The sequence below is a fragment of the Actinoplanes rectilineatus genome (assembly GCF_000962825.1).
Lineage (GTDB): Bacteria > Actinomycetota > Actinomycetes > Mycobacteriales > Micromonosporaceae > Actinoplanes > Actinoplanes rectilineatus.
In genome coordinates this window covers 45,315-62,826 of the sequence record NZ_JZKF01000055.1, presented here as the reverse complement: position 1 = coordinate 62,826, position 17,512 = coordinate 45,315, and the positions used below count along the sequence as shown (strand labels likewise).

The 17,512-nt window shown below is 70.0% G+C and carries 19 protein-coding genes; 7 read left to right on the top strand and 12 right to left on the bottom strand.

Annotated elements, in window-relative coordinates:
- Window positions 1-48: 48 nt before the first annotated feature.
- Window positions 49-546 (bottom strand): helix-turn-helix domain-containing protein, encoded by a 498-nt coding sequence (locus tag WH85_RS31765; protein WP_052720963.1) that lies wholly within the window; start codon window positions 544-546, stop codon window positions 49-51.
- Between the two features lie 98 nt (window positions 547-644).
- On the opposite strand from WH85_RS31765, the gene WH85_RS31760 reads away from it, so the two are divergent.
- Entirely contained in the window at window positions 645-1,907 is a 1,263-nt protein-coding gene (locus tag WH85_RS31760; protein WP_045745735.1) for an EstA family serine hydrolase, read from the top strand.
- 85 nt (window positions 1,908-1,992) lie between these two features.
- On the opposite strand, the gene WH85_RS31755 is transcribed toward WH85_RS31760, so the two are convergent.
- Window positions 1,993-2,568 (bottom strand): TetR/AcrR family transcriptional regulator, encoded by a 576-nt coding sequence (locus WH85_RS31755; RefSeq protein ID WP_052720962.1) that lies wholly within the window; start codon window positions 2,566-2,568, stop codon window positions 1,993-1,995.
- Window positions 2,569-2,692: 124 nt separating this feature from the next.
- Here WH85_RS31755 and WH85_RS31750 point away from each other — a divergent pair, with 124 nt between their 5' ends.
- Window positions 2,693-3,964, top strand: a complete 1,272-nt coding sequence (locus tag WH85_RS31750) for an ABC transporter permease (protein ID WP_045745750.1) — start codon at window positions 2,693-2,695, stop codon at window positions 3,962-3,964.
- Window positions 3,965-4,076: 112 nt separating this feature from the next.
- Here the strand turns inward: WH85_RS31750 and WH85_RS31745 are convergent, their stop codons facing one another.
- The 3 genes from WH85_RS31745 to WH85_RS31735 all read right to left on the bottom strand — a co-directional run bounded on the left by WH85_RS31745 (window position 4,077) and on the right by WH85_RS31735 (window position 7,077).
- Window positions 4,077-4,808 carry a SigB/SigF/SigG family RNA polymerase sigma factor gene (locus tag WH85_RS31745; RefSeq protein ID WP_245674176.1) on the bottom strand — a complete coding sequence of 244 codons (732 nt, stop codon included), beginning with the start codon at window positions 4,806-4,808 and terminating at the stop codon, window positions 4,077-4,079.
- Between the two features lie 244 nt (window positions 4,809-5,052).
- A complete protein-coding gene (locus WH85_RS31740; RefSeq protein WP_045745733.1) occupies window positions 5,053-6,018 on the bottom strand; it encodes a diacylglycerol/lipid kinase family protein in 966 nt (321 codons plus the stop codon).
- 84 nt (window positions 6,019-6,102) lie between these two features.
- The gene (locus WH85_RS31735) at window positions 6,103-7,077 is read right to left on the bottom strand and encodes an acyl-CoA desaturase (RefSeq protein ID WP_045745732.1); all 975 of its coding nucleotides are present in this window, start codon (window positions 7,075-7,077) and stop codon (window positions 6,103-6,105) included.
- 475 nt (window positions 7,078-7,552) lie between these two features.
- Between WH85_RS31735 and WH85_RS31730 the strand changes: the two genes are divergently transcribed.
- Window positions 7,553-7,996, top strand: a complete 444-nt coding sequence (locus tag WH85_RS31730) for a hemerythrin domain-containing protein (protein ID WP_052720960.1) — start codon at window positions 7,553-7,555, stop codon at window positions 7,994-7,996.
- Window positions 7,997-8,057: 61 nt separating this feature from the next.
- Here the strand turns inward: WH85_RS31730 and WH85_RS31725 are convergent, their stop codons facing one another.
- The 4 genes from WH85_RS31725 to WH85_RS50880 all read right to left on the bottom strand — a co-directional run bounded on the left by WH85_RS31725 (window position 8,058) and on the right by WH85_RS50880 (window position 11,743).
- Complete coding sequence (locus WH85_RS31725) at window positions 8,058-9,098, bottom strand: hypothetical protein (RefSeq protein WP_045745731.1); 1,041 nt, start codon at window positions 9,096-9,098, stop codon at window positions 8,058-8,060.
- The gene (locus tag WH85_RS31720; protein WP_045745730.1) at window positions 9,095-10,231 is read right to left on the bottom strand and encodes a glycosyltransferase; all 1,137 of its coding nucleotides are present in this window, start codon (window positions 10,229-10,231) and stop codon (window positions 9,095-9,097) included. Before WH85_RS31720 ends, WH85_RS31725 begins: the two co-directional genes overlap by 4 nt.
- Before the next feature lie 128 nt (window positions 10,232-10,359).
- Window positions 10,360-10,524, bottom strand: a complete 165-nt coding sequence (locus WH85_RS51795) for a hypothetical protein (RefSeq protein WP_169792509.1) — start codon at window positions 10,522-10,524, stop codon at window positions 10,360-10,362.
- 190 nt (window positions 10,525-10,714) lie between these two features.
- Window positions 10,715-11,743, bottom strand: coding sequence for an ATP-binding protein (locus WH85_RS50880; RefSeq protein ID WP_052720959.1), 1,029 nt, complete (start codon window positions 11,741-11,743; stop codon window positions 10,715-10,717).
- A 330-nt stretch (window positions 11,744-12,073) separates the two neighbouring features.
- Between WH85_RS50880 and WH85_RS31710 the strand changes: the two genes are divergently transcribed.
- Both WH85_RS31710 and WH85_RS31705 read left to right on the top strand, forming a co-directional pair.
- Window positions 12,074-12,436: an STAS domain-containing protein gene (locus tag WH85_RS31710; protein ID WP_157411335.1), complete on the top strand. Its 363-nt coding sequence runs from the start codon at window positions 12,074-12,076 to the stop codon at window positions 12,434-12,436.
- Between the two features lie 356 nt (window positions 12,437-12,792).
- Window positions 12,793-13,620, top strand: a complete 828-nt coding sequence (locus tag WH85_RS31705; RefSeq protein ID WP_157411334.1) for an ATP-binding protein — start codon at window positions 12,793-12,795, stop codon at window positions 13,618-13,620.
- A 56-nt stretch (window positions 13,621-13,676) separates the two neighbouring features.
- On the opposite strand, the gene WH85_RS31700 is transcribed toward WH85_RS31705, so the two are convergent.
- Complete coding sequence (locus WH85_RS31700; protein ID WP_045745728.1) at window positions 13,677-14,099, bottom strand: DUF5994 family protein; 423 nt, start codon at window positions 14,097-14,099, stop codon at window positions 13,677-13,679.
- A gap of 301 nt (window positions 14,100-14,400) precedes the next feature.
- Between WH85_RS31700 and WH85_RS31695 the strand changes: the two genes are divergently transcribed.
- Complete coding sequence (locus tag WH85_RS31695) at window positions 14,401-14,856, top strand: sigma-70 family RNA polymerase sigma factor (protein WP_052720957.1); 456 nt, start codon at window positions 14,401-14,403, stop codon at window positions 14,854-14,856.
- Here WH85_RS31695 and WH85_RS31690 read toward each other — a convergent pair.
- Together WH85_RS31690 and WH85_RS31685 are read right to left on the bottom strand one after the other, a co-directional pair.
- Window positions 14,816-15,523 carry a GAF and ANTAR domain-containing protein gene (locus WH85_RS31690; protein ID WP_245674174.1) on the bottom strand — a complete coding sequence of 236 codons (708 nt, stop codon included), beginning with the start codon at window positions 15,521-15,523 and terminating at the stop codon, window positions 14,816-14,818. The genes WH85_RS31695 and WH85_RS31690 overlap by 41 nt on opposite strands.
- A 70-nt stretch (window positions 15,524-15,593) precedes the next feature.
- Window positions 15,594-16,304 carry a GAF and ANTAR domain-containing protein gene (locus WH85_RS31685; protein WP_045745725.1) on the bottom strand — a complete coding sequence of 237 codons (711 nt, stop codon included), beginning with the start codon at window positions 16,302-16,304 and terminating at the stop codon, window positions 15,594-15,596.
- A gap of 462 nt (window positions 16,305-16,766) precedes the next feature.
- Between WH85_RS31685 and WH85_RS31680 the strand changes: the two genes are divergently transcribed.
- A complete protein-coding gene (locus WH85_RS31680) occupies window positions 16,767-17,477 on the top strand; it encodes a SigB/SigF/SigG family RNA polymerase sigma factor (RefSeq protein ID WP_245674175.1) in 711 nt (236 codons plus the stop codon).
- The last annotated feature ends 35 nt before the right edge of the window (window positions 17,478-17,512 follow it).

Sequence of the window (17,512 nt, the reverse complement as noted above, 5' to 3'; positions counted from 1 at the left end):
CCTCACTGTTCGAACCCACCGGTGGTGGTCTCCTCGCTCGCCCTCAACTCAACGTTTCAAGAGTAGATCTTGCCTCTCATGATCTTGGCACAGAGGGCACCGGAAGTAGCCGCTCCGGGCCAGACCCGTGTACTGCGTCTGGTCACCGAAGAATTCCAGGCAGAGCCGGTTCTGCAGCAGGGTGTGGGCCAGGTTCGAGATGACCATCGCGGGATTCCCGTCGAGCGCGTTCAGCACCCGGCGCAGGCCCGGATCGACCCGGTCGATCTTCGTGGTCTGCCGGGGCGGGTTGTGGCCGATCAGGTGGAACAGGTGGTCGCGCTCGTCGACGGTCAGGTCCAGCGCCCGGGAGAGCGCCGACGCCACTTCCGGGGACGGGCGAGGGCCGCGCCGCTGTTCGAGCCGGGTGTAGTAGTCGATCGAGATGTAGGCGCGCTCGGCGACATCCTCACGCCGTAGACCACGGGTTCGGCGGGTGGTGCGGTGAACGGGGGTGAGGGCCGCCCGGCGCTGTCGCAGGAAGTCTGCCAACTCTTCGCGGTTCACTTCGTGATCTTAGGCGGGTGAGCCAGGGACTGCCGATCCCTGGTACGGCCCCGTGCCGGATGGCACCGTTCGGTGTCTTGCGGATGAGGAGAGTTCGAGTGGGGCTCAGAGTTCAGGTGCCGGCGGCCATGGTCCGCGGTGATGTGGAGCAGGGGTACGGTCCGGTCGCCGACGCGTTCCGGCGCAACTTCGCGCGGGGGTGGGAGATCGGCGCTTCCTGTGTGGTCTATCGCGACGGTCGGAAGGTGGTCGACCTGTGGGGCGGTTACCGTGACGGCGTGACCCGCGATCCGTGGGAGCACGACACGATGGTGCCGGTCTTCTCGACGAGCAAGGGTGTGTCGTCGATGGCAGTCGCCGTGCTGCACGCCCGCGGCCTGCTGGATTACGGCGAGCGGGTGGCCACCTACTGGCCCGAGTTCGCAGCCGCCGGCAAGGCCGAGGTCACGGTGCGTCAGCTGTTGTCACACCAGGCGGGCCTACCGGTGATCGACCGTCCGCTCGACCTGGCCGACCTGTCCGGCTCGGCGACGCTGGCCGCGGCGCTGGCCGAGCAGCGGCCGGCGTGGACGCCGGGTGAGCGGCACGGCTATCACGGGCAGACGCTCGGCTGGTACGAGAGTGAACTCGTCAGCCGGGTCGATCCGCAAGGACGCCACCTGGGCCGTTTCTTCGCGGAGGAGGTGGCCGCGCCCCTGGGCCTCGAGTTCCACATCGGTCTGCCGGAGCACGCGGATCGCAGCCGTATCGCCCGGATCCACGGCTTCCGGACCTGGGAGATGATGCTGCACGTCACCTCGATGCCGCCGGCCTTCGCCTTGGCGTTCGCGAATCCGTGGAGCCTGACCGCCCGCGCTTTCCAGAATCCGCGGGTGCTCGGCGTCCCGGAGAACATCAACCGGCCCGATGTGCAGGCCGCGGAGATCCCGGCCGTCAACGGTATCGGCCGGGTGGGATCGATCGCGCGGCTCTACGGCGATGCCGCCGCCGGTGGCGCCGAGCTCGGTCTCAGCGCGTCGACGCTCGACGCGCTGAAGAGCCCGGCGGAGGCGCCATCGCGGGGGCTCGCCGATCAGGTGCTGCGCCTGCCCACCCAGTATTCGCTGGGATATGTGAAGCCGTTCCCCGCGTTCCGTTTCGGATCCGCGTCCGGCACGGCGTTCGGCACGATGGGCCTGGGCGGCTCGTTCGCCTTCGCCGACCCGGACACGGGTATCGGCTTCGCCTATGCCATGAACCGGCTCGGTTTTCACCTGTGGGACGACCCGCGCGAGGTCGCGCTGCGCGAGGCCCTGTTCGTCGACGTGCTCGGCGAGATGCCGCAGCGACCGGACGCCGCGAGGGCACGCTCGCGGCGTTGAGTGGCGTCTCATCGGTCATGGTCATCGTGCCGGGCGTAGGCGTCCGGCACGCACCGGGGTTGGATGAGGCTTCGCGTGCACCGGCTCAGCGCAGCAGTGTCAGCCGGGTCGTGACGTCGGTGACCGTCTGTTCCAGCGGCGGCCAGGGCAGGCCGGGTGCGGAGAGTCTCGTCCCGACGATGCCGTGCAGGGCGGCCAGCAGGTGGATCGCGTCGGTGCGCGGGTCCGTGGCGGCCGAGGAGCCGTTGCGGGCGCAGGCGGCGATCAGCTCCACCATCTGGTTCAGGGCTGTGCCGGCCATCAGGTCGGAACCCGGAACGTTCATGAATATCAGCGCGTATCGGGCCGGGTGGGCGAGGCCCAGTTCCACGTAGGCGCGGGCCCGGGCCAGCAGCCGGTCGGCCGGCTCCGGCAGGCCGGCCTCGGCTGCGGCGGTGACCTGGATGACCTCCGCGAATGTGCCCCGCCGCAGCTCGGCCATCAGCTCGGGCAGGTCGGCGAAGTGCCGGTAGACGGCGGGTGCGGTGACTCCGGCGGCGCGCGCCACGGCGCGCAGGGTCACGCCTGCGGGGCCCTGCGCGTCCAGCACGGTGAAGGCGGCCTCCACCAGCTCGTCGCGCAGTCGCGCGCCGTGGCCCCGGGTGTTCTGGGTTCTCGTCACACCGACACTTTACACGCGTTTACTGTGACGTCGAGCGCATCGGTTTACAGACGTTTACCTACGCCGGTATAAATCTCGTTGAACGGTCCCGTCACATCCGGGACCTCGACGAACGGTGACGGCCATGCGACTTCGCCACTTCCGTAATCCGCGCGTCTGGCGGATTCCGGTCATCATGATCGTGCTGCTGAGCCTGGCCCTTCCGGCCTGTTATCTGAGCGGCATCGCGGACCCCCAGGGGCACCTGCGGAACCTGCCGGTAGGCCTGGTGCTCACCCCACAGGAGGCCGGCGGTACGAGCGGCGCCGCCGAGGCGCTCGCCGAGGCCATCCGTACCGGCGTCGACCCGGACAAGCTCGACGTGATCACCATGACGGCCGCTGAGATGTCCACCCGCTTCGCCGACGACGAGATCTACGGGGCCGTGGTCGTCCCCGCCGATTTCGATCGGTCGCTGTCCACCCTGACCGGCGGCGGCGCGATCGTGCGGCCGGTGGTCACCGTGCGGACCAACGCCGGCGACGGCAGCCTGGCGGTCGGCCTGGTCAGCGGCAACCTCGACCCCGTCCTCACCGCCGTCGGACGGGCACTCGGCGACCGCCTGCGCGCCGCGGCCGGCACCGGTCTCACCCCCGCACAGGCCCTGGTGCTCCAGGAACCGTTCACCGTGTCGACCGTGCCGGACCAGCCGCTGCCGGCCGAGTCCGGGTACGGCCTGACCCCGTTCTACCTGGCCCTGGTCGCGATCCTGATCGGTTTCATCGGCGCGTCGACGATCCACCCGTCGCTGGACGCCGCGATCGGCTTCGCCCCCAGCGAACTCGGTCCGCTGACCAGCCGCCGCCCGTACCGGTGGGCGGGCCGGGTCACGACGCTGCTCGCCAAATTCGCGGTCCTCGCCGGGGCCGCCCCGGCCGCGGCCGGCCTGCTCCAACTCGTCGCCACGAAGGTCATCGGCGTGCCGGTCGGCCACCCGGTCCAGCTGTGGCTCCTGCTCACCGCCACGATCGTCGCCGTCGGCGCCGGCGCGTTGTCGGTCTTCGCGGCGTTCGGCAGCCCCGGTGCGCTCATCAACACGTTCTTCTTCGTGGCGCTCTCCCTGGCCTCCGGTCCCACCGTCCCGGTGGAGGCACTCCCCGGCTGGCTGCGCTCGCTCACCACGGTGACCGCCATGCACCCCGTCCTCGACGGCGTCCGCGCCATCCTGTTCTTCGACGCGCGCGGTGCGGCGGGCCTCAGCCACGCGTGGATCCGGCTGGGCATCGGTGCCGCCGCCGGCGTTGCCCTCGGCCTGCTCACCGCCTGGTTGTACGACCGCAACCCGCGCTTGACCCGGCATCCCGTCCCCGCGACACCGGCCGCCGCCACGGATCACGCACTCGTACCGCAGACGTGACGCTGCACCGGGCGGAGAGGACCGGCCACCGGCACGGAACACGCACTCGTACCGCAGACGTGACGCCGCACCGGGCGGAGAGGACCGGCCACCGGCATGGGGCGGGCCGACGTCACGGCGTACGGGAATCCTGCTGAAGTTCGTGGCGGAGGTGGCCGAGGGCTCGTGTGATCAGCCGGGAGACGTGCATCTGGGAGACGCCGACCTGTTGGGCGATCGCCGCCTGGGTGAGGTTGCCGTAGAAACGCAGGGTCAGGATCCGGCGTTCCCGCTCGTCGAGTCTGGTCAACGCGGGAATGATGACGATCCGGGCGTCCGCCAGGGCGAAAGCCTGGTCGACCTCGCCCAGAGCGTCACCGAGTTCGGCGGTCTCCCCGGAGCTGACGGAGATCGAGAGTGACAGTGCGCTGTACGCGCGGGCGCCCTCGACGGCCTCCAGGACCGCTTCGTCGGTGATGTCGAGGTGCGCGGCGATCTGGGCGGTCGTCGGCGGGCGATGGAGGCGGTGTGTCAGCTCCTCGTTGGCCGTGTTGATCGCCAGCCGGAGTTCCTGCAGCCGGCGCGGTACCCGGATCATCCAGGTCCGGTCGCGGAAGTAGCGTTTCAGCTCGCCGAGGACGGTCGGGATGGCGAATCCGACGAAGTCGATGCCGAAGTCCGGGTCGAATCGGTCCACGGCGCGGATCAGGCCGACGGCCGCGGTCTGGACCAGGTCGTCGATCGGCACTCCCCGGCCGGAGTAGCGGACGGCGAGCCGACGGGCCATCGGTAGCCATGCCACGATCGCCCGATCCCGCAACGCCGCCCGGGCGGGATGCCCGGCCGGCAGGGCAGCCATCGCCATCAACAGTTCGTCCGGGTCCCCATGGTCGTCATAGGAGGCGAGGGCGTCCGACGCGGTGCTTCTGGATTTCGTGATCATAATTTCCCGGCATTCAGCTGAATGGATGCCGGGGTCTGGGGCAACGGCCGCCTATGTGAGCCGCATCATCGACTCTAATCTCTTCCCGGTATTCCGGCACGGATTGTTTCTCTCGTGCCGAGATGGGCACAGGCCTTGAGCCCCAACCGGTGAAAGGCCGTCACCGTCATGGGTGCGCCGAACCGGCGGCGCCGGCGTCGACGCTGAGGTCGGGGTGGTCGGCCGGCTCGGGCACGCACAGCCAGAGCGCCTGCGGCAGGACCTCGACGGTCAGCCGGTCGCCGGCCTCGATGAGGTCGCCGTCGAGCTGACGGGGCTGGGCGCGGTCGCTGATCACCTCGATCCGGCTGCCGCGGAAGACCTCGAGCGCGGGAACCCGTCTGTCGTGCCGGATCAGCCCCCACCCCAGTGCGATCCAGGTGCGCAGCGTGTTGGGGGTCAGGACGGCGATGTCCAGGACCCCGTCGTCCGGCTGGGCCTCGCTCAGCAACCGCAGCCCGCCCTGCAGCCGGCCGACGTTGGCGATGAGCACCGAGCGGGCCCGTCGGCGCATCGGTGTGCCACCGTCGATACGGATGGTGACCCGCATCGGCCGGTCCTTGAGATGCTTCATCGCGCCGAGGACGTACGCGGGCCAGCCGATGTGCTTCTTCGCCGTGTCCGACGTGGCATCGAGCATGTGCGCGTCGAAGCCCATTCCCGCCATCACGGCGAAGTGCCGTCCGTCGAGAGTGCCGACGTCCAGGAGCCGCAGGCCACCGTCCAGCGCGACGGCGAGGCCGGTGGCCAGATCGGTGGACAGGCCGAGATTCGCCGCGAGCAGGTTGCCGGTGCCGGCGGGCAGGACGGCCATCGACACCTCGGTACCGGCCAGCGCCGACACCGCGGACATCACCGTTCCGTCACCGCCGCAGACGAACACGACCTCGGCACCCGATGTGATGGCCGCGCGCGTCTGACCGAGTCCGGGGTCGTCCTCGGTCGTGGCGTACCAGCGCGGTGCCGGCCAGCCGGCCCGCGACAGCGTGTCGTCGACGGTGTGCCGGAGCCCGTCGAAGTCGTCGATCTTCGACGGGTTGAAGACGACCGCCGATCGTGGTGCCGGCTCGGTGCGGCTGGTGATGACGGTCATCGTGGTGACTCGCTTTCGATGAGATGCCCCTGCGGGATGGCGGGTACGCCGTTCGGAAGGTGGAGCATGGAGCGGACGATGCCGTCAGGCCACCCCGCGGAGCGGAGCGCTGGAGGTGTCGTTGCGGCGGGCGGTGAGCCGGGCCGGGTCCGGCCAGCGAACGTCGCGGGCCCAGCCGAGCTTCTCGAAGATCCAGATGAGACGGGCGGCGGGGTCGATCTGTCCGCGCAGCACACCGTGCCGGGCGCCGGTCGGGTCGGCGTGATGGCTGTTGTGCCAGCTCTCGCCGAACGACAGGATCGCCAGCGGCCAGAAGTTCGTGGCCCTGTCCTTGCTGTCGAACGGGCGCTCGCCGACGACGTGGCAGATCGAGTTGACCGACCAGGTGACGTGGTGCAGCAGGGCCATCCGGACCAGCCCGGCCCAGAAGAACGCGGTCAGGGCGCCGGCCCAGGTGCCGGTGACCAGCCCACCGATCACCGTGGGGGTCAGCAGCGAGAACGCGATCAGGGGAAGGAACAGCCTGTCGATCACGCGGATGCCACGGTCGGCGAGCAGGTCCGGTGCGAAACGGGCCTTGTTGGTGACCTCGGGGTTCAGGAACCAGCCGCAGTGGGCGTACCACAGGCCTTTGGCCAGAGCGCGGACGCCGGTGCCGTACCGCCATGGTGAATGGGGGTCACCCTCGCGGTCGGTGAAGGCGTGGTGCCGCCGGTGGTCGGCGACCCAGCTGGTCGGGGGTCCTTCCACGGCGAGGGATCCGGCCACGGCCAGAGCCAGGCGCAGCGGCCGGACGGCCTTGAACGAGCCGTGGGTGAGGTGGCGGTGGAAACCGACCGTGACACCGGCGACCGCGATCAGGTACCCGATGGCCGCCATGCCGGCGTCGAGCGCGGAGAGTCCCCACCCCCACGCGATCGGTACGGCGGCGAACAGTGCGACGAACGGCGCCACGACGAAGACCCAGAGCATCGCGACGGCCACGCGTGACTGAGGTGCCTCGATCATGGGTTTGGGGCCGGGCAGGGCGACGGCGACGGTGGCGGTGGAGGTGCTCATGGCGCGACTCCTTGGAGCCTGTCGGCCGACGATGACGAGGCGACGACATCGCGCGGACAGGCCGGTTGCGGCGAGGGAGGACCGCGGGAGTCTGGACGGCCGCCGGGATCACAGGGGCGGAACTCGGTGTATCCCCAGTACCCGGTTACGCGGCCGGCAAACGAGACCGTTCTTCACGATGCCGGTTTACCGGGCCGTGGAAGGGGTATCGCCACGACACCGCCACCGCTGTCTCGGTGGCTCGGCCGTCCAGACTCCGCGGCTCGACATCGGTCCTCGCCCCTCCACGGTTCTTTCGTGTACGGCAGGCGACAGCACTGAGGAGCCAGGCCATGAATTGTCCCGTCGTTCGCCGGTGGGCGAATCGGAACTCCTGCCGTCGTGAGCTTTCTTCGAGGAAAGACGTCCTGTGGGCCGCCGTTGAAGGGGGGCCCGGCGGCCCACAGGACGGCCTCCGCCGGACGGCAGGACGCTCATGATGTTCTCCGACGTCGTCGACGTCCTGCGAGGGGAACACGACGAGATCCGGCGGTTGTGCGCCGCGGTCGAGCGCAGTGGTGACCGGGACCGGGGGCATCGGTTCGCCGTGCTCTCCCGTGCTGTGCACCGCCACGAGTTCGGCGAACGAGCGGTCGTCCATCCAGCGGTCAGGAACGTGAGCGTCGCCGCCGACCTGATCGCAACGATGCGCCTGACCGAGGAGACGGCGCTCCTGCTGGCATTGAACACGCTTGACGATCTCGGCCCGGAGGACCCGGGTTTCCGCCGGGGATTCACCGCCCTGCACCGGGCCGTCCTGGAGCACCTGACTCGCGAGGAACTGGACGAGTTCCCGATTCTGCGGCGGCACGTGCCGGTCCAGCGGCTGCACGCGATGACCGGCGCGCTCACCGACGTTCAGCTCATGGCCGCGGCCTGATCTCCCCGACGTCCGCGGCCGGCCCGAACGGTGTCGACGCGTCCACGTCTCCCGGCTGTCGTCACCGGGAGACGCCGTGCTGGAGGGTGGCGATCAGGGCGAGAGTCGATTCGGCACCCTGGTTGAGGTTGGGTCCGAGCGGGGTGAGCCCGTCGTAACCACCGCCGGTCGCCGGGTTCCACATGATCTGGCCGATGTCGTTGTCACCGAGGAACCAGGCGATGCACCGGTCCACGCCCGCACGCCAGGTCCGAGCGCCGGTGATGGTGGCGGCGGTGGCGCAGGCGTCGGCCAGCGCCGCGACCTCGATCGGTTGCTGGTCGTACCGTGGTCGTGTGGTTCCGCGTCGCCAGCCGGCCGCGGGCAGTGCCGACAGGTGGCCGTCGTGGGTCTGGATGTCCAGCAGCCAGGTGAGCATTCGCAGGCCGGCGGCCAGGACCGGGGGATCGTCGAGGAGATCACCGGCGGCGATGAGAGTCTCGGCGAGAGCGGCGTTGGCGTAGGTGAGCCGTTCCTCGGGCCACGGCCAGTGCGGATCGGGGCCGGGATGGCCGATCACCGTCACGGCATCGGACAGGAGCGAAAGGGCCGGTTCGCCGCCGGAGCCGGCGCGGAGCAGTTCGGTGGCTCCGAGCGCGGCGAAGGCCATGGACCGGGGGTTGCCGGACCGGCGGGAGGCGCCCTGGGCGAAAGCGTGGTGGGCTTCCTCGCGGATCCACGGGGCCGGGCAGCGCGCCGCGGCGGTCCCGAGGCCCCACAGGGCGCGTCCCCACCAGTCCTCGACGGCGGGTTCGTCGGCCCACACCCGGTCGAACCCGAGCCGGTTGTGGAAGGCGCCGGTGGCGTCCTGCGCGTGGGTGAGGAACGTCAGGTAGCACTCCGCGAGCCGCAGCACCTCGGCGGACGGGTCGGCCTCGCGGCCGGTGACGACCAGGCCCCGGGCGGCATCGTCGGTGCAGTAGCCGTGCTCGCGGCGGGCGATGGTGTGCCGGGCGTGTTCGAAGAGCCCGGTGTCGTCGGTCAGCCGTGCCAGGTGGGTGAAGGGGATGGCGGACAGGGCCGGGTCGGGGTCCGGGGCCGTGCTGACGGCCTGTGCGGTCACGGACCGACCGTGGTGATCAGGTTGCGGTCGGCGACGAGCGTCGCGGCCAGTTCGTGGTATCGCTGGGCCACGGCGGGCCAGCGCAGTGCCGGTTCGGCGTGGCCGTTACGGCCGCGCAGTGTGGCGGCCAGGGCAGGCTCGGTGAGGATGCGCCGCACGGCGGTCGCGAGGGCCGCGGGATTCTTGTGCGGTACGAGCAGGCCGGGCCCGTCGGTGAGCAGTTCCACCGCGTGCGGGAAGGCGGTGGCCACGACCGGGATCCGTGCCGCCACGGCCTCGACGAGGACGCCCGAGGTGACCTGCTCGGTGGAGTCGTACGGCAGCACGACGACGTCGGCGGAGCGGATCAGTGTTCCGAGCGCCTCGTCGTCGAGGTAGGCCGACTGGTAGCGCACCTGGTGCGCGATGCCGAGGACCGCGCCGAGCCGGTGCAGGCCGGCCCGGTACTCCTCCCCGTGGAGTTCGGCGACCTTGGGGTGGGTGCGGCCGGCCACCGTGTAGACGGGTGCGGGTTCGAGGTTGCGTAGCCGGGCCAGGCCGCGCAGCGCCCACTCGATTCCCTTGCCCGGCCCGAGCAGACCCCAGGTCAGCAGGTGCGACTCCGGGTGTCGGCGGCTCGGCGGGCCGGCGTAGTCCAAGGCTCCGTGCGGGATCACCGAGATCTTCGCGGCGTCGACGGTGTAGCCGGTGATCAACCGGTCGTGGGCGGCCCGGGTGATGGTCACGACCGCGCTGGCGGCGGCCACGATCTGTTCGAGCAGCGACTTCTGGTTCGGGGTGGGATGGGTGAGCACGGTGTGCAGGACGACGAGGCTCGGCACGGTGAGTCGGCGCAGCACGGACAGGACCTCGCCGCCGTCACGGCCGGGGTAGATGCCGTACTCGTGCTGGATGACGGCGATGTCGAAACCGTTCAGCGCCTCCGCGCTGTCGCGCCACCCGGCCGGTGCCGCGGCCGTCCAGGTGTGCACCACACCGTCCTCGGGCGTGGGGTCGTCGCCGTGCGCCGCGACCCGCACGATGCCGACCGCGGCCGCGGACCGGCCGAGGTGGGTGGCGAGCGCGGAGTTGAACGTCGCCAGGCCGCAGCGGGTGGGCGGATGGGTACTGAGGAATCCGTACTTGATGGTCATGAGCTGTGCCCTCTGTCGGTCGGCCCGCCGCGGATCACGTGACGGGGCCTCACACGGCGCCGGCGTATCAACGCCGGAAGCACCGTTCGTCTTGTCGGATCCCACAGCCGAGGAGCAAACGCCGAACCTCACCCCTGGTCGGGCTCGGCCAATGTGGAGAGATCGAGATGAAGCATGGCCAGCAGCCCGCCATGACGTGACGGATCGATGCGGTCCGGCAACTCGCGTTCGACGAAATCGGCTCGGATCGGCTGGCCGCGTTCGCGGAGCGCCGCGACGACCGTCGCCCTCATGATGACCATTGTCTCCGCTCGAACGTTGCCCTTGGACGGGGCCCACGGATAGGGCCCACCGGTGAGGGTCTCGAGCCGCCGGAGTCTGGAGCGACATCCGTCAGAGTACGCCTGAACGACCCGATGGGCCGAACAGCGCTTCGGGCCGTGCTCTTCGCCGGTGACGCGGTGCCGCCGTGACATGGCCCTCTCAGCGGTGTCCGGAACCGCCGGCGTCGTTGTGGTAGCTCAGCCTCACCCGGGTTCCGGTGGCGTCCGTGGTGATGTCCATGCTGGTGCAGGCGCGTTCGATGAGCTGGAATCCGGTGACCTGTCGCTTCCGGACGCCGGCCGGGGGGCGGTCGGCGTGAGCGGATCGCAGTGTCGTGCCGATGCCGGCGCCGTGGTCGCTGATCTCGCACCAGAGGCGATCGTCGCGGCCCCACAGCAGCAGCTGGCCGAAGCCTCCGCCGTGCTGCACGGAATTGGCCATGGTCTCGTGCACGGCCAGCGCGAATCGGTCCGCGTCCGCACGGGCCAGGCCGTGCCGGGTGCTGGCGGTGTGGGCCCGGATGCGCACCCGCGCCATCGAGGCCTGGTCGAACCAGCGGACCAGTGGCGGCACGGCGGCAGCGGCAACGGTCCGCCGCGAGGTCAGGGCGATCGGCGTACCCGCTCCGGAAGGGGCCAGCCGGGCATCGGCGAAGGCGCCGGTCCAGTCCAAGCCGAAGCGTTCCAGGGTGAGCAACTCGGTGGCCGCGGCGGTGAGTTCCGCCGCGGTGGCCCGGTCGGCGAGAGAGAGATCACCTGGTGTACGCCGGTACAGGTCGACGGCTCCGGCATACCGGACGCCGCCGGCGTGCAGGGGCAGAGCGAACACCGCCCGCGCGCCGGAGTGCAGTGCTGCCGGGGTGAACCGCGGCCAGTGCTCACGCCACCACGGATCGCTCAGATCGGGGGCGTGCACCGATCGGCGGGTGGCGGTGGCGTCGCGGCACGGGCCGTCGTCCAGAGTCTCCTGGGCGGCCTCGATGCCGGCGCTGCCCTGGTCGCTGCTGAACCGGATCTGTGGGAACGGGTCGCCCTCCGGGCCGGCCGAGATGCCGATTCCCGCGACATCCGGAATGAGCGCCGAGCCCGCCCGGCACAATCCGGTCAGGTCCGGGCCGTATGTGCGGATCAGGTGCCAGACATGGCCCGGACGCGCTCCGCCGAAGCCCTCGGCGCCGTGCTGGTACATCGCTGCTCCTCGAATGGCTGGCAGCGCCACCAGGGTCCGGGGCAGCGATTTCGACGCGTACGGAACGGGCCTGTGGATCTGCGTGCGAGGGGCGGCCATGGTGATGCCCGTACGATGCGGGTCACAGTAGCGCGACGTGGTGAGCGCTGACGGACATTTCGTACGCCCGCCGTGTCATGGCTTGCCTCCCGGATCGGGACTACGATGCGTGTGTCGTCGGGGTGCTGATGTCTCGCAGGCGTCCCGAACGTTGCAGCGGCAGGCGACGGTGCCACGGCGGACGGCCGTGACCGGTGTCCCGCTGTCGGTGGTGGCGAGGCGGTGCTCACGATGACGGTGTCGGATCTCGGTCCGCAGGCGTGGGTGACGGTGCATCTGCCGGGCGACGGAGTGATCCTGGTCGTCGTGGCGGGTGAACTGGCGCGGCCCGTGGCCGACACGGTGACCGAGCAGTTGATGGGCTCACTCGACCAGCCAGGGCATGTGTTGTGGCTGGATCTCTCCCAGTTGAGTTTCTGTGATCTGGCCGGGCTGCGAGCACTGATCAGCTTTCAGGATCGAGCCGGCGCTCGCGGCCTGCGGGTGCGGGTGGTGGCGATCTCCGGCGCGGCGCGGATGCTGGCCGACCTGACCGGCATGCAGCCTTTCGGCCGGCTGGGTGACTCCGAGGACGAGCCCGGCCCGGTGGAATGACCTCGACCGTCCCCGGTACGGGCCCAGCGCACCCGAGCCGTGCTCAGCATCGGACGGATCCGTGTCCGGCCTCATGCGCGTCGGCCGCGAGTCCCGCATCGCGACGGTGCCGGGTCGGTTTGTGAGATTTATGAGCTCAACTGCGATCATCGACCTGCCGGTATACCGTTGGGACACGGCGGTGTCCCATCGCCGTTCGCTGCTCCGGACCCAGGTGGCGCACCACTTCTGAGTAGGTGCCCTGGAGCAGCCGTGGATTCCGTAACACCTCCCGTGTCCCCCATGTCGGCCACGTCACCGGGTGTGTGGCGCCGTCTCCCACCCGGTCCCGGTCCCGGTGCGGGCGACGGCGGCCGATGACCGCCGTGGAGCGGCGCGGGGGAGCACCGTCCCTTCGATCGCCGTACCTGGTGGCGACGGTCACCGACCGCCGTGGGGTGTCGGTGGGTGTCGTCGCCGACGCGAGCAGCAGCGTGGTCGAGATCAAGGTGCACGGTCACTGGTCACAGCAGCTCGGCGAGCAGATCACCGCCGGACTGGGACTCTGCCTCGCCGGTCCGTCCGAGGCCATCATCATCGATCTGCGTGACTTCAGTGATCGGCATGGGCTGAGCTTGCGGTACTGGCTGGCGGCACAGCGGGAGGCGCGGGGTGGCGCGCTGCCGGTCGGTCTGGCGTTGTGCGTCCCGCCGGCGACGATGCTCGGTTACCGGTTGCGGCATCACGAGGGGAACCCGTTGCCGCTGTTCGCCACGATGGGCGAGGCACGGGCCGCGGTCGTCGGCAGGCTGAGACGAAGTCACCGGTGGCAGACCCGCCTGGCGCCGGTCCCGGTCTCCGTGCGGGCGGCACGTGACCTGGTGGAGCTGGCGTGTCATACCTGGCAGCTGCACGATCTGCGACAGGACGCAGCACTGGTCATGTCGGAGTTGGCCGCTAACGCCGTCGAGCACGCCGGTACGGATTTCGTGCTCACCGTGCTTCGGCGCGGCCGGGATCTGCATCTGGCCGTCCGGGACGGCGACACCCGTTATCCGCGTCTGGTCGAGTCCACCCAGGCGGGTCCACGGCTTCCGGTCGTCGAGGGCGGGCGGGGACTGATGCTGGTGCATGCGGTCGCCGCGAGGTGGGGTGCGATACCGGCCCATGGTGGCAAAGTCGTCTGGGCGACGGTTTCCGCGTGACGTCGCCGGCCGGCGGGCGGTGTCGCACTCCCGCCGGCCGGCGACGACGCTGCCGATCAGCCGGCGCGCTCGACCATGGCGAGGAGCTCCGGGGTGTGGCGTCTGTCGTCAGCGTCCGCCGCTGCGGCCGAGGCGGTGTCGGCCGAGGCCGGGCTGGCGTCCGGCGGAATGACGAGGAGGTCGAAGCGGTCCCTCCCGAAGTCGTTGATGACGGTGATCAGCCCGGGCGGCTGTGAGGTGTACCAGCCGAGCCGGGCCGACGAGCGGCCACTCGCCCGGCTCGGGCGCGGCAGGTCCCACTCGGCGGGGTTCAGCAGCACATGCGTGATCACGCCGCGGAGAGCGGACAGCGCCTCCATCAGGGCGGGGAGTTCGGTTGCCGGGTCGGAGGAGCGGGGCCACCACGCTCCGTCGAGGACGGTGTCCCGCGACGGCGGGTCGGCGAGTCGTAGTCGTGCGGAATCGGCCGTCGGATTCATCGGTGTGCCTTCCTGTCGGCGACATCCGCGCCATCAAAGGGCGGGCGCGATGCGCTCGTCGGGAGACGTCGAGAAAGCCGGTAGTCCCTTCACCCTACCCGCGGCCACGCCGTGGCACGACTCGTGCCGAACGAGGAATCCGTGCGTTCACGTGTAGGTTCCGCGGTAAGGAACGCGGCCCTCTCCCGGGGGACGACCGGCGGTCCGGGACACGCTGAAGCCGTAGCATCATCGGCGCAGGATCCACGCATGTCGCTCCAGACCTCGGCGGCACTCCCACTCGCCGTTGAATTGGAGCACCATGACGGACGTCGGCGACGGCCCGGCCGGAGGAACACCTTCCACCACTGTCAGCGGCGACTCGAGCGACGCCGTGCTGCTCGAAGCGGTCTCGCAGGGCAGTGTGCCCGCGTTCCGTGCCCTGGTCGAGCGGACGTCGGTGGCTGTCGGCGCCCTGCTGGCCGAACTCCTGCCGGACTGCGCATGGCGCGACGAGATACTCGCGGCCACCTATCTGGAGGTGTGGTGGCTGGCAGGCTGTCGCATTCAGCCGGACGTCGACGCCACGGACTGGATCGTCGCGATCGCGCGGCGGCGGGCGGTGGAGACCCGCACCGATCTCGAGCCGGACGGCGAAGGGCCGCGGACCGGGTACGCGCAACGGGAGTTCGCCACGTTGCTCCGCTCACCGGCCGGGCCACCCCGGCCGGTGACGGTCAGGGCCGTGTCAGACCGGGCAGCGACGCCAGATCGGTGACGACCAGCTCGGCGACCTCGGTGAGCCGCCGGTTGTGGTTGCGGGCGTAGGCGCGGATCCGGCGGAACGCCTCGTCGACGCCGATGTCTTGGACCTGTGCGAGAGCGCCCTTGGCCTGCTCGATGATGATCCGGCTGTTCAGCGCCCCCTGCAGTTGCTCGGTCAGCGCCTCACTACGGCGGATCGCGCGTTCCTGCATCAGGCCGATGGTCGCCACGTCGGCGAGAGCCTGCATGATCGGCACATCGGCGGCGCTGAAATCGCCGCCGGTGGTGCTGCCGAAGATGTTGAGGGCGCCGATCACCTGGGAACGCAGTCGCAGCGGGAAGGCGTGCACGGACCGGAAGCCCGCCTCCGAGGCCCGTGGCGCGAATCGGGGCCAGCGGCCTGCCGCCGACGCCAGGTCGATGTTGATGACCGGCTGTCCGGTCCGGTACGCCTCCAGGCAGGGACCCTGATCATTCTGCAACTGGAAGAGCTCGATCAGGCGGACGTTCTCGTCCGATCCGGCCATGAAATCCAGCCGTCCCCGTTCGTCGGCCAGCATCAGTCCGGCGGCGGCCGCGTCCACCAGGCTGCGGGCCCGGTCGGTGAGCATGTGCAGGAAATCGAGGAGGTCGAATTCGTCGACCAGCGTGTCGGCGACCTCCACGAAGATGCTTGCCAATCGCTCAGCCGAAACGCCGCTCATGCCCTGCCTCCCGGTAGTTTCGGTACCAAACAGCCACTCATCCGTGTCAACCGTCCAATCGCAGCCGTCGTTGCACGATGTCGCGGGCGACATCCTCCAGGCGACGGTTCTCGGCGAAGGCGTAAGCCCGTATCCGTACCAGAGCCTCACCGATGGATACCCCTAACTGGACCATGACCATTCCCTGGGCCTGGAACAGTTCGGCCCGGCGTCCGAAGTCCAGCGCCATGGCACCGTCACCAGCGGAGATGTCACCCTGCTGCAGGTTCAGCAGGGCCTCCACGGTGAGCTCGGCGAACGTGAACGCCAGCTGCAGTTCCGTGCCGGTCAACGGGCCCACCCGATCCCGGAAGACGTCCATGACTCCGAGCCGGGCGGCACCGACCTGCAACGGGAAGGCGAAGACGGCGCGGACCCCGGCGTCGCGGGCGGCCGGAGTGTAAACAGGCCAGCGGAAGCCGGCACCATCGGACAGATCCGCCGTGAGAATCGGGCGGCGAGCGGCGAAGGCATCGATGCAGGGCCCCTCGCCGAGGATGAACTGCAACTCCTCGACACGCTCGCTGACCGGATCCGACGTCGCGCACACCCCACGCATCCCGTCAGCGGTCATCACGCTGATCCCGGACCCGCTCGCCGACAGCGCCTCGACGGTGGCGAGGCAGATCCGCTGCAACAGACCCGCATCAACCGGCTGGGCGTCGACGAGACGCCGGACGAGTGCATCATGCTCATCACCGCCAGCAGGCGAGGTCACGATGCCGGACCGTCTGTGCGGGGCCGGAACGATCCGCACGTCAATGCCGACACGGGCGCCCCTTCCCAGCGTAGACGCCGAGGACCAGGGCGGCTTGAGTCAATAGACACCCACACCCTACCCCCACCACCGGTGCGAATAGTGGCGCAGAGACTCGCCTTCCACGACGAGGTCCGTGTCTGGCACGCGCGCGGCCGAGGTCACCTCGGAGAGTGGCGTATCGGGCACTGACGGTAACTCATACTTTCGGCTAGCTTTATGCCTGACCTTTCGGCTAACCTCGTGCTGCCGAACGGGTATCCGGGCTGGCGGAGGCAACCGGAGGACGACATGACCACAGCATCCGTCGACACGACGACCCGCTCGGCCGCTGCGCAGAGTGACGTCGCTGCGCAGAGTGACGTGATCACCAGTGAGCGTCAGGCTGACGTCGCGGGCGATCTGATCAACGCGCTGGCCGCGATGCCCGCCGGTCACCCGTCCCGGGCCGCTCTGCGGGACCGGACGATCGAGGCCTGGCTGCCGCTGGCCCGCCACCTGGCGAACCGCTACACGGGCCGCGGTGAGCCCACCGACGACCTGGTGCAGACCGCCACGATCGGGCTGATCAAGGCGATCGACAAGTTCGACCCGCAGTACGGTGTGGACTTCGCCGGCTATGCGATCCCGACGATCCTCGGTGAGGTCAAGCGGCACTTCCGCGACCGCACCTGGTCGATCCGGGTGCCGCGCCGGCTCCAGGAGCTGCGCCTGCGGATCACCGAGGCCAACAACACCCTGACCCACACGCTGAACCGGCCGCCGACCGTCGCCGACATCGCGGCCCACATCGGCATCACCGAGGAAGAGGTCCTCGAAGGCCTCGAAGGTGCCCGCGCCTACAACGCGACCAGCCTGTCGACGCCGGTCGGCCCGGACGGCAACGCCGAACTCGGCGACATGATCAGTAGCGACACCGACGACTACGCGGCCGTCGACATGCGCGCCACGCTCGGCCCTGCGCTGGCGCAGCTCGACGAGCGCGAGCAGAAGATCGTCACCCTGCGGTTCTACGGCAACATGACGCAGTCGCAGATCGCCGACCAGATCGGCATCTCCCAGATGCACGTCTCCCGGCTGCTCACCAAGGCCCTGACGAAGCTGCGCGGCCACATCAACGCCGACGCTCTCTGAGTTCCTCGGACCCGGGCCCGCCGTGTACTACGGCG